This is a genomic window from Desemzia incerta, assembly GCF_900115825.1.
GTDB classification, from domain to species: Bacteria; Bacillota; Bacilli; order Lactobacillales; family Carnobacteriaceae; genus Desemzia; species Desemzia incerta.
Map to the genome: position 1 here is coordinate 45,744 of NZ_FOXW01000004.1, position 12,019 is coordinate 57,762.

The 12,019-nt window shown below is 36.8% G+C and carries 13 protein-coding genes; 3 read left to right on the top strand and 10 right to left on the bottom strand.

Features of this window, described 5'->3' with window-relative positions; all coding sequences use genetic code 11:
- Positions 1-7 precede the first annotated feature (7 nt).
- The 3 genes from chbG to BM137_RS05905 all read left to right on the top strand — a co-directional run bounded on the left by chbG (position 8) and on the right by BM137_RS05905 (position 3,177).
- A complete protein-coding gene (gene chbG, locus BM137_RS05895; protein ID WP_092480246.1) occupies positions 8-736 on the top strand; it encodes a chitin disaccharide deacetylase in 729 nt (242 codons plus the stop codon).
- A 175-nt stretch (positions 737-911) separates the two neighbouring features.
- Positions 912-2,078: a nucleotide sugar dehydrogenase gene (locus BM137_RS05900; protein ID WP_092480247.1), complete on the top strand. Its 1,167-nt coding sequence runs from the start codon at positions 912-914 to the stop codon at positions 2,076-2,078.
- A 235-nt stretch (positions 2,079-2,313) separates the two neighbouring features.
- On the top strand, positions 2,314-3,177 hold the full coding sequence (locus BM137_RS05905) for a competence protein ComK (RefSeq protein WP_092480248.1): 864 nt from the start codon (positions 2,314-2,316) through the stop codon (positions 3,175-3,177).
- A gap of 49 nt (positions 3,178-3,226) precedes the next feature.
- Here BM137_RS05905 and BM137_RS05910 read toward each other — a convergent pair whose 3' ends face one another.
- The 10 genes from BM137_RS05910 to rfbB all read right to left on the bottom strand — a co-directional run bounded on the left by BM137_RS05910 (position 3,227) and on the right by rfbB (position 12,017).
- Positions 3,227-3,775: an RNA polymerase sigma factor gene (locus BM137_RS05910; protein WP_092480249.1), complete on the bottom strand. Its 549-nt coding sequence runs from the start codon at positions 3,773-3,775 to the stop codon at positions 3,227-3,229.
- A 428-nt stretch (positions 3,776-4,203) separates the two neighbouring features.
- Entirely contained in the window at positions 4,204-5,706 is a 1,503-nt protein-coding gene (locus BM137_RS05915; RefSeq protein ID WP_280521791.1) for a DUF4301 family protein, read from the bottom strand.
- 269 nt (positions 5,707-5,975) lie between these two features.
- Positions 5,976-6,227 (bottom strand): hypothetical protein, encoded by a 252-nt coding sequence (locus BM137_RS05920; RefSeq protein ID WP_092480251.1) that lies wholly within the window; start codon positions 6,225-6,227, stop codon positions 5,976-5,978.
- Between the two features lie 140 nt (positions 6,228-6,367).
- Positions 6,368-6,952, bottom strand: a complete 585-nt coding sequence (locus BM137_RS05925) for a YdcF family protein (protein ID WP_092480252.1) — start codon at positions 6,950-6,952, stop codon at positions 6,368-6,370.
- A gap of 89 nt (positions 6,953-7,041) precedes the next feature.
- The gene (locus tag BM137_RS05930; RefSeq protein ID WP_092480253.1) at positions 7,042-7,785 is read right to left on the bottom strand and encodes a nucleotidyltransferase family protein; all 744 of its coding nucleotides are present in this window, start codon (positions 7,783-7,785) and stop codon (positions 7,042-7,044) included.
- A gap of 149 nt (positions 7,786-7,934) precedes the next feature.
- A complete protein-coding gene (locus BM137_RS05935) occupies positions 7,935-8,678 on the bottom strand; it encodes a GHMP family kinase ATP-binding protein (protein WP_092480254.1) in 744 nt (247 codons plus the stop codon).
- A gap of 124 nt (positions 8,679-8,802) precedes the next feature.
- Positions 8,803-8,988, bottom strand: coding sequence for a galactokinase family protein (locus BM137_RS05940; RefSeq protein ID WP_177192511.1), 186 nt, complete (start codon positions 8,986-8,988; stop codon positions 8,803-8,805).
- A gap of 23 nt (positions 8,989-9,011) precedes the next feature.
- The gene (locus tag BM137_RS05945; RefSeq protein ID WP_092480256.1) at positions 9,012-10,028 is read right to left on the bottom strand and encodes an SDR family NAD(P)-dependent oxidoreductase; all 1,017 of its coding nucleotides are present in this window, start codon (positions 10,026-10,028) and stop codon (positions 9,012-9,014) included.
- 47 nt (positions 10,029-10,075) lie between these two features.
- Positions 10,076-10,918 carry a dTDP-4-dehydrorhamnose reductase gene (gene rfbD, locus BM137_RS05950; protein WP_092480257.1) on the bottom strand — a complete coding sequence of 281 codons (843 nt, stop codon included), beginning with the start codon at positions 10,916-10,918 and terminating at the stop codon, positions 10,076-10,078.
- 70 nt (positions 10,919-10,988) lie between these two features.
- Positions 10,989-12,017 (bottom strand): dTDP-glucose 4,6-dehydratase, encoded by a 1,029-nt coding sequence (gene rfbB, locus BM137_RS05955; RefSeq protein ID WP_092480462.1) that lies wholly within the window; start codon positions 12,015-12,017, stop codon positions 10,989-10,991.
- Between the last annotated feature and the right edge of the window lie 2 nt (positions 12,018-12,019).

Below are 12,019 nucleotides of genomic sequence, written 5' to 3' on the forward strand. Positions count from 1 at the left end.
CTTAGTTATGAAAAAACTAATCATCAACGCGGACGACTTCGGATATTGTAAAGGCGTAAATTACGGGATTATCGAGGCTCATATAGATGGTGTACTGACTTCTACGACCATGATGGCTAATATGCCCGGCTTCGATCACGCAGTAGAGTTGCATCATCAGTACCCTAACCTTGGTATCGGCGTTCACTTAAACCTAACTACAGGCTCTCCAGTTTTGAACCACTTGAAAACTATCGTAGATACTGAAGGAAACTTCCGCAACCAAGCGTATTACAAAGGTTCTTTCATCATTAATCAGAAAGAAATTTATGACGAATGGAAAGCGCAAATTGAAAAAATCTTAGCTGCTGGCATCCAACCTACTCATCTCGATGCGCATCATCATGCGAATCTTTTTGGCGACTTCAACAGAATCTATCTAAGACTGGCTGATGAATACAACTTGCCGGTCAGAAACAACTTCAAAAACCAAGATCCAACACGGAAAACTACCGAGGGATTCGTGTATACAATGGAAACTGCTCTTCAATCAGAAGATACTTTAAACGAGTTATTTGAAATGCACGATTCGGTCGAGATCATGTGCCATCCTGCTTTTTTAGATAAGTTTTTATTGGCCAGTTCATCTTATACTTACCCTAGAACAGAAGAACTGGATTTGCTGACTCATCCAACTACTAAAGAGCTGTTCCGCAGCCAAAGTCTCTTCGAACTGGCTACCTTTAAGCAGCTATAAAGATATCCGTTTAATAATTTAGATGGATACTTCTTTTTTATATCAATTCTCGTACCAAATTAGTCACCAAATTTCCTTATTTTACATTGGTATATCAAAGAAATAATTGTTTTAGCGGGCTTTTTTTGATACGATTAAAACGCTATATACATAAAAAAAGAGGAAGTGCAATTGAATGAAGATTACAGTAGTAGGATTGGGATATGTTGGTTTATCTAATGCCGTTCTATTGGCTCAGCACAATCGTGTGCGTGCGTTAGAAATTGTCCCTGAAAAAGTGGACATGATCAACAATAAAAAATCACCAATCGTAGATAAAGAGATTGAAGAGTACTTAGCAACAAAAGAACTGGATTTGACGGCTACAACCGATAAAGCATTCGCATACGAAGGTACAGAATTAGTCGTCATCGCTGCACCAACTAATTACGATGACAAAAAGAACTATTTTGATACTTCTGCCGTAGAAGTTGTCATTGAAGACGTTCTAAAATATGCACCCGATGCTACTATGATCATCAAATCAACGATTCCAGTTGGGTATACAAAAGAAACCAATGAAAAATACCAAACAGAAAACATCATCTTCTCTCCAGAATTTCTGCGAGAAGGAAATGCGTTATATGATAACTTGTATCCTTCAAGAATCATTGTTGGTGCTCAAACGGATAAAGCTAAAGCATTTGCGGACTTGATGGTTCAAGGAGCTCTTAAAGAAGACATTAATGTATTGTTTATGGAGGCAACAGAAGCAGAAGCTGTTAAACTGTTCTCTAATACTTATTTAGCTTTACGTGTAGCTTATATTAATGAACTGGATACGTATGCTGAAGTGAGAGGGTTGGACACGAAATCGATTATTGATGGTGTTGGATTGGATCCACGTATTGGTACTCATTACAATAACCCTTCATTCGGATACGGCGGCTACTGCTTGCCAAAAGATACGAAACAATTATTGGCTAATTATGAAGAAGTTCCTAACAATATCATTGGCGCTATTGTAGATGCGAACAGAACCAGAAAAGATTTCTTAGCCTCTCAAGTAATCGCTAAAAATCCTAAAATTGTTGGAATCTATCGTTTGACGATGAAGACTAATTCAGACAACTTTAGAGCTTCTTCTATTCAAGGCATTATGAAGCGTATCAAAGCTAAAGGAATTGAAGTCGTCGTTTATGAGCCGGTTTTAAAAGAAGACGAGTTTTATCGTTCAAAAGTTATTCGTGATTTAGAAGAATTCAAGAAAATCTCAGATGTGATTGTGACGAACCGTTTCACAGAAGAATTAGCGGACGTCGAAAATAAAGTGTACACGAGAGATTTATACAACGATAATTAAGCTCTTGTTATAAGATTTGACCTTTTCAAATAAGATTTCATGCTGCTATTTAGAGTATTGGCGAGATTATACGCCAATACTCTTTTTATTTGTTAAATAAATAAAAAACTAGTGCTTTTTTATCTGGCAACGCTTACAATAGAGATGTACGGAATGTTGCTAATCTCTAATGGAACGAGGACGAAAGGATGAAATCAGACTTTGAAAAGAATCAACATTATGGAGCTTTTACTAATTGGAAAAAAATTATGATCATATAGAAGGACCGCTTCAAAATAAGGTCAGTGACGAAACAGACATTATGTACACCTATGAAATGCAACTACATCCATCCAAAGTAAAATCACTAGTGATTGATGACGAAAATCTGTCATTTTTTTTATCAATCAGTCAGGAAAAACAACATATTTTAATTGATCATACGACATTTTATGTTAAAGATATCCGCGATCAAAAAAATACCCATTTCAATACAATTGTTTTTAATTTAAATGAACTGCCTTTAGTGACAACTGAACTCTCTCGAGTCGTCATGGAACGCTATTTCGAACAGAAATTATTATCTTATGCCTTTATTCAGTACATAGGAAAAAGTTTAGGTTTCCACCAGCGTTGTCCTTTCGTATCTGGTCATGAAATTTTTATCCCTGAAAAGGGTTCTACTAACGATTCTACCAGTTGGTATGCAGCTCACCATATTTTGGAAGGGGTTCTCGTAAAAAAGACCAATCAAACCGTAGCCCTTGTTCGCAATCATTACGAATTATTGCTCAATATTTCAATAAAAAGCTTCAATGAACAAATCGAACGTGCAACCATTCTTTCGTATTTCCAACAAATAATTATAAGTAGACTCGTCAGTTGCTATGATGATACAGCTGCTTATCGTCACGATAATGTATTGAACATTGTAGAAGTTCGTTTAAAACGGCAGTCTTTTATTCAGATGTCTTGTCCTCTAAAAAAATTGTATCATTTTGTACAAAATTACCGCATCAGTGAAACGTTAGAAAAAATATTCGGTGAAAAAAATCCCTATATAGAAGAAGCTAGAGAAGATTTGCTTAAAGGTTATATAAAAGATAAGCCTTCTAAATAGCGCTCAAAGAAGCTTATACCACTTTTCATGGCATAAGCTTCTCTTTATTTTATTCCTCTTTCAATACAGATAAAAAGTGTCCTAACTTTTCTGCCACCTTTTTCTTCCACGCATAAACGGTCTTTCGACTAACGCCCTGCTTCTGTGCAATCTCTGTCATCGTCAACCGATTGACAACTACATCGACTAGGTAAGACTGCTCCTTCAAGGTCAATAAAGGCAGCATCTGTGCTAACAGATCCATTTCTTGATATCCTTGCTCGATAGAAGGATGTTGATCTGGCTGTTGTCCCTCCAACTCTTCTGGCCAAGACATCTCGCTTTCCCATTTACGTCTCTGCTTCCGTAACAAGTCAATCATGTGCCAATAGACTTTTTGATACGCATATCCGCCGAATTGCTTTAAATATTCCTCTTGCTCCAAGTCTCTTGGGTATGTTTCATAAGCCTCCACTAATTTTATGAGACCTTGCTGCACAAAATCCTCGTAATCTGGATGCATGCGCCACATTCCTAATCGTTTCAACGCTCCATGAACCATTCCTGAATACTGATCAAAAAAATCCCGTTCCTTTTCTTCCGTCAATTTTCTTATCATTCATTGTCATATCCTTCAAGTGGTGTTACAAGGCCTTGTACACTTGTAGAATACCGCTCTTATGAAAATACGACAAAGAATCAAAATAGTAAAAAAACCTTCAAAATTTCCATTTACAGAAAGTTTGGAGGCCAATTGTGTAAGTTTATAAACAGCACTACTACTAGGTTTCTAAACTATTGAACGTTGTAAATAGACTGCAACTATCATCAATAAAATACTAAAAAATGCATTAAAACAGCTCTCTAATTGTGTCTATCTCCCAAACTTCCCAGTTTTAAAAGCAAACTAAAGTTTTATAGAATTTCATAGGTAATAAGTCTCTTTTATCAAATAGTATCAAGATGAGCGCCACAAGTAGAAACAGTCATAGAGCATTAAGTTTTTTCACTTAAATGTTCTATTTACTACTATAGATTACTTTATTTTTATTTCACAGCAAGCGTATCATAGTGCCCTTCTCGCAATAGATCATTGATGGTTTTCATTGGATTAAAGGTTTCAGCAGGTACTTCCACAAACAATGTATTCCAATTGTGCATCGCACCGTTCCATAGACCAGGATGCTCTAACGCTTTTATTTCTTTGCCTTGATGCGTTTTTTCACTGATGAAATAGCGATCTTTGTTTGAGTAATCACGTAAATCAAATTTCTCCCCTTTGTAATCTTTTACAAAACAAACGATATCAACTGGATTGAAATATTTCGATGAATTAAATATTTCTTGCTTTTCTTCATCTGCTAAATTGATTTCTGCTTTTTCACAAATCTGCAAATCTAAGTAGTCTCCATTGTCAACAACGAACGGACCGCCACCTGGTTCGCCACTATTTTTGACCATGCCGCATACTCTTAGAGGTCGATCCAAAAGCGCTAATGCTTTGTCTTTTGTTAGTTCAGCTTTCAAAGTGATATTTAAAACCTCTTTAGTAAACAGACCAATCTCTTCTAAGTTATACTCCTCAGATAAAAGATCGGATATATATCCTTTGATTTGTGTTTTTACTTCCAACCCTATAGAAGCAAGTTCTTTTTTCGACTGAATAGTCGCTTCAACCTGACTCTTGTGGCAGACGTTATCAATATTTTTAATAAACACAATATCCGCATCTAAATCATTTAAGTTTTCCAGTAAAGCCCCATGACCGCCTGGACGATAAAAAACTTCTCCGTTTTCTAAGTAAAACGGTTGGTTCTCCATATCCACCGCCACAGTATTAGTCACTTTTTTTTGAAAAGAATATGTAATCTCTATATGTTCTTTTCCTTTTAGAGCTTGGTTTACATACTGATTAAACAGTTCTTCGTGCTCTTCCCCTATGGTAAAGTGCAAATGGACAGAGCCTTCATTTAAATAGTGTTCGCCTTCCAATATATGCTCATCAATGGGAGTAGTGACCCCCTCTTCAGACGCGTGTACTTTGAGTAAAGCTTTTGGCAGATTGCCGTAGTCTAATTTGCTTTTCACTACACTATCGGCGATTTTCAAACGGCCCTCAGTTGTATTCTTGTCTATTTTGTTAGCTTCTATGTACTCTGCTAGATCTTCATAAAAAGCAAACTGTTCCAAATGAGAAAAAAAGTGCTCCGTAAAATCAGTCTCTTTTTCGTCTTCCAAAAACGTATATAAATCTTTAAACATTCTAGTCGCTGCACCACTTGCCGGAACAAATTTCACACATTTTTGTTCAAGGTAGTCCTCAGTAACAGCCGTGCCCTTCATCAGTTCTTGTTCCGTGACAGCTGACACAATCTCTACGTATTGCGTTCCTTTGCGGAATTTTTCGATAAACTTCTCCAACACAATTCTCCTTATACCATTATTAAAAAGCTCTACATCAAATAATGTTGGTAATCTCGTGATAGACTTCTCCAGATTACTTTCTGAATAAATCGCGATACCACTTGTAATTGACTCAGCTAAATTCACTTTAGCAGTAGCCAGCTCTTTTCTTATAAGTCCATTGTACTATAGATTCACTCTTTTGTTTCATCAATATAGTAGCTTAGTCTCAACAACCTAACCTTCTAGATCTATTTTTTATCTCTCAGAAACTGAATGATTTTTCTTACAAATTAAAGATGTAAAAAAAGAACCAAAAAACTAATTAGTGTAGATAATTAGTTTTTGCTTCTTTAAAAGTTTAATTATTTCATATTAGCTTAAGATACATGTATCCATTTACAATAAATGAACACCTAATCCCCTAACACCAACTCTAATCCTCTTTTATGAGCTGTTTCAATATCTTCGAACTGCTGTGGTTCTTTCTCTAAATAGTCCATCAGATCCATACAGTATTCATAACTCTTTAATAACTCAGTCTGCGTAGTGAATTCATAAGATACAGCTCTTCCAGGTTCACTTGCATAATAAATAACCATTTCGTTTGTATTTAAAATAATTGCTGCAGAATCATACGTTACTTTGTAAATCATCTCTGATTCCATACTCATTTCTCCATCCTATTACAATTTTGAATACGCTTTGTTTTACCACCTGTAAAGTATTTTGTAACTACTTATTTCATTATAAATCAAAAAAAGATTGAACCATTCACTTAATTTTTAACTACTCTTTCAACGGATAATTATAAATTAAAGAAATGATACAATCCTAGCAAGTAACCCCAATACTTCCAAAACTCCCGATTAGCAGCGGCTTTTGTCCCAGTTCCTGCTTCGTACCATGGAACGAATTCATCCTCCACCAAGTGATAGGCCGCTACATACGTCAAGTTATAATTATAATTTTCGTTCACTCGTTCGTAAATCATTTTTGTCCGCAACATATGGTAATCAGAAGAAACGATAATGGCTGAATCATATTCATAGTCTTCCATCATTTCTAATGAAATTACTGCATTTTCGTAGGTGCTTGTCGCTTCGGTCTCAGGAATGACTTGTTCTTTGCTAACTCCAAATGTTTGATAGCCTTGAGCATTAGCTTCAGTTATGGGAGAAACGATTATTTGTCCCGAGTTACTAAAGCCTTCATGTAATAACTCTGAAGCTCGATAAGCCCTTACAATCATTTGTCCTTCTGTCACAATAATGACATCAGATTGTACAGGCTCTTCATCTATAATTAGATTGCTAATAATAATTGGATAACTAACCGCAAACACTAGGCATATAAATAAAATTCCACCTATGATGATTCTTCTTTTTCCCATCAAATTCTCCTTACTAGATATCCTAGATTGAATATTATATTAAACGAAAGGATTAAACCACTCAAGTGATTTAATCCTTTTATTGGTTCTTATTTTGTTTTGTCAGCGAATATACCTTGGACTCTTTCGTAGCTCTCTAAATTCCCTATGTCATACCGTTTTCCGTCAAATAAGTACGCATGAACTGGTTTATATTTAATCAAGAAAGGAACAAAGTGCCCAGGTGCGTCTGGGTTGTTGCCTTCTAATAGGTATTGCTTAAACTTTGATAAAGTGTCTTTTTGATACAAGTAAAAAGCAGGTACACAATATGAAGATTTTGGTTGCGCTGGTTTTTCTTCAAAAGAAAGAACTTTTCCATCATTATCCAGTTCTACGATCCCTGCACGTTTAAGTTGATCGTCATTTTCCTCGTGATATGCAGTGATACAGTCCGTTCCAACTTCATCAAAGTAGCTTGCGAAATCAGTTAGCTCAAAATCAAATAGGTTATCTCCAGCTAAGACCATTAAATCATCTTCTACTTTTAATTGTTCCAATACAAATTGAATGTCTCCGATAGCTCCTAAACGTGTTTCGTTTGTTAGGGTTCCATCATTGACGACAGTTAGTTTTTTAGTATAAGAAGCTGACTTTGACCATTCTTCAAAATGAGTGGTAAACTTGTCATTCGTAACAATAATAACCTCGTCAATCTGCGTCACTTTATCCATTTTTTCTACAATGTAATCTAAAATGGTTTTTCCAGCTACTTCAAGCAATGGTTTTGGACGATCTTTTGTCAATGGATACAAACGTGTTGCATATCCTGCAGCAAGTACAATAGCTTTCATTTATTTTACCGCCTCCAAATCTTTTACCAAACCTGCTCCATCCGCAGTCTTACAGAAATTCACTTCGTAAGCATCTTTATGCTGAGGATGTCTTTGGGGATATTCTTGATCGATTTTAGCTTTAATTTGTTCTTTATAGGCCGGATTAATTAATCCAATAACGGCACCTCGATAGCCTGCGCCACTGGACGTGCACCATAAACGCCCTGATATTCGTGCAATAAATCGTAAATATCTTTCATTTCTGGAATACCAGATTCGTATTGATAGAACGAACTTTCACCAGACTCAAACATCATTTGACCAAAGGTTTTGATGTCTCCAGCGACCCATGCTTTTGACCCTTGCTCTACACGAGCCTGTTCAGTATAAAAATGTGCGGCACGTTTACGAAAACGCTCAGGGAGTTGCTCTTTATATTGCAGATAAACTTCCACAGGAATGTCACGTAAATGGACTTTCTCCAACGAAGGCGTAAACTCTATTCCACTTAACTCTTGTAATAACCAACCTGCAACGCGAAGTTCATCAGTGCGATTATTGAAGTCGGTGCTGATTAGTTGTTTTGAAATACCAGAATACACAACTACGACTTCAAATTCTGGCATATCTGCTCCTTTTTGAATCAACTCATAGTCATTAGTTTTGCAGTCCATTACCATTAAATGGTTGTCCATGCTCAAAATATTGGCAGATTGATCTAAGATACCATTTTTCAAACCAATGAATTGCGTTTCTACCCAGTGACTGTATTTAATTAAGTCTAACTTAGATACTTCAATGTCATTTACATCGCATAAAGCCATCAAATAAGCTGTAGTTACTGCCGCAGAAGAACTTAATCCACCGATTGGCAACTTACCGCTCACAATTGCATTCAATCCCTTTTTCAAGACAAAATCTTGTTTTTAAAGCTAATACTGCACCGCGAATATAGTTCCCCCAAAAACCAGGTAGGTATTCTGAATCATGATCGATATGAAAATATTCTTTGTCTGGAAAATCTTGACTTTCAACTCAAACATAGCCATCATCTGTAGGTGAATATACCATATCCACACTTGCATCTATCGTCATCCCCGTCACACGACCGAGCTGATGATCGGAGTGCGCTCCGATAGGACAAATTCTTAAAGGTGAACGCACTGCACGGATATCAGCTTTACCATAAATCCTTTGAAATTTCTCAATTAATGCTTTCAAGTTTATACCTCCATACACATAGTTTACTTTTTATTATAATATTTCACATACCAATCAGTGAATTTTTGAAGACCTTCTTGGATAGTCGTTTTAGGCTTAAATCCTATTTCCCTTTGTAACTTATCAGTAGAAGCATAAGTAGCAGGAACATCACCTGGTTTTATTGGTTCGTAAATCTTTTCAAATTCTACTTCTCGTCCTAAAGAATTACTTAAGGATTGTTCTAAACTAGTAATGAAAACCATTAATTTTTCAGGATTATTGTTTCCAATATTAAACACAGTATGAGCTGCCTTGTCTTCTGTTTTGATAGGTGCATGTCCGAGTAAACCAATAATACCTTTCACAATATCATCAATATATGTAAAATCACGGTATAGATCATTGTCAAAATCACCATTGTTAAAAATTTGGATAAGTTCATTATTAAAGTACTTATCTGTAAATCCAAAATATGCCATATCAGGTCTTCCCATAGGGCCATATACAGTAAAGAAACGTAATCCTGTCGCTGGTATATTATATAAATGGCTATACGTATGCGCCATTAGTTCATTAGATTTTTTTGTTGCAGCATATAAAGATACTGGATTATCGACAAAGTCTGTTTCTTCAAATGGAACTTTTTTATTAGATCCATAAACTGAACTTGAGGAAGCATATAGTAAGTGTTCTACTGGATGATGACGACAAGCCTCTAAAATATTGTAAAATCCAATAATGTTACTTTGAATGTATACATCAGGATTTTCAATAGAATAACGAACCCCTGCTTGGGCCGCTAAGTTAATAACCAGACTAGGATTGTATTTTTGAAAAACATCTTCTATTTTTTTTTTATTTGAAATATCCATTTCAATAAAAGTAAACAATTCTTCGTTTTTTATCTTGTTCAATCGACTGTGTTTTAAGTTCACATCATAATAATCATTAAGATTATCAATTCCGATAATTTCGTAACCTTCATTAATTAATTGTTTAGATAAATGATATCCAATAAAACCCGCTGCTCCAGTTACCAACACTTTTTTTGTATTCATCTTATTCTCCCAACTAGTTTTTATTTTTCGAAATTTAAAAATAACTATTATAGTTTATTTATATTATGTTTAAAACTAGATAATGCTTCTTCCCAGCTCGGAATCTTAAATCCTGTATTTTTAGCTCTAGTCAAATCCATCACAGAATGTCTTGGACGATAAGCTTTTTGAGGGTATTCTTCAGAAGTTACAGGTGCAACTTCCATCTCTTCATCTTTCAAAATCTCTTGCGCAAATTCATGCCAAGAACACTGCCCATCGTTAGACAAATGATAGATGTCATATGCTTGATGCGCTGAAGTCAAATGGACCATAAACTCGACCAATGTTCTTGTCCAAGTTGGTCGCCCCACTTGATCACTGACGACTGTTAACCTGTCGTGCGTTTGTGCCAAGCGTTGCATCGTAAAGACAAAGTTTTTGCCGAACTCTCCAAACACCCAAGAGGTGCGAACAATGTAGTACTTGCTGCATATTTCTTGCACCGCTTGTTCGCCAGCTAGCTTCGCACGACCATATTCGTTTTTAGGATTGGTTGGCGCATCTTCACTATATTCGCCTTCTTTTGTCCCATCAAACACATAATCGGTACTGATGTAAACCAGTTCAGCTCCAACTGCTTCGGCAGCTTGCGCCACATGCTTCGTTCCTTGCACATTCACTAACCAATTGCGCTCTTTGCCTTCGTCTTCAGCCGCGTCTACCGCAGTATAAGCGGCACAATGGTAAATAATACTTGGTTTTAAGTCAGCTATAAACTGGTCTACCGCTTTAGCATTGGTAATATCCAATTCTTTAGACCCAACCGCTACGTAATCGACTTTGTTTTCATCTACTAATTTTCGTAATTCAGATCCCAACTGCCCTGTTCCACCGGTGATTAAAATCATCTCTTGACCTCCTCTAAGAAAAAAAGATAGGACAAGTCCTACCTTTTTTATCCTCTGCTCGTTTTATTTTTTATTGATTATTTTCCGCATACTTCGCTTCGACAGCGGATTTTTCTGCTAGCCACCAGTCTTGATGGTCAGTGTACCATTGAATCGTATCGGCTAAGCCCTCTTCGAAGTTGGTAAAATCAGGTGTCCAGCCTAATTCTTCACGCAATTTAGTGGAATCAATCGCATAGCGCAAATCATGTCCCACGCGATCCGTAACATGATCATAAGCGTCTTTGGAGTGACCCATCAACTCTAAAATCAATTCCAGTACGTCTTTATTGGTTTCTTCACCATCGGCACCAATCAGATACGTTTCGCCGATGCGTCCTTTGGTCAGAATCGTCCACACCGCTGACGAATGATCATTGGTATGAATCCAATCACGCACATTTTTTCCTTCGCCATACAATTTCGGACGAATGTCGGATAAAATATTGGTGATTTGACGCGGAATAAATTTTTCAATGTGTTGGTAAGGACCGTAATTATTGGAACAATTCGAAAGTGTCGCTTTCAAGCCAAATGAACGTACCCAAGCTCTGACCAGCAGGTCAGAACTTGCTTTGGTAGCCGAATACGGGCTGGATGGGTTATACGGCGTATCCGCGGTAAACTTCTCCCCTGGTCCTTCTCCGTATCCTGGCAGGTCGGCGCGTAACGGCAAGTCGCCATACACTTCATCCGTTGATACATGATGGTAACGCACATCATATTTGCGGCACGCTTCAATCAAAGCATAGGTCCCGATAATATTAGTCTGTACGAATGGGAAAGGATTGTTAAGTGAGTTGTCATTATGCGATTCAGCCGCGTAATGTACTACGCCATCGGTCTCTTTCACTAAGCGATCGACTAATTCCATGTCTGCGATATCGCCAACCACTAATTCAACGCGGTCCGCTGGCAAGCCAGCCAAGTTAGCTTTATTTCCAGCATACGTCAATTTATCCAGGACAGTTACATGAAGTTCAGGATGATTATTTACTACATAATGCACAAAATTTGAGCCGATAAATCCAGCTCCACCGGTAACAATGATTTTTTTCATTT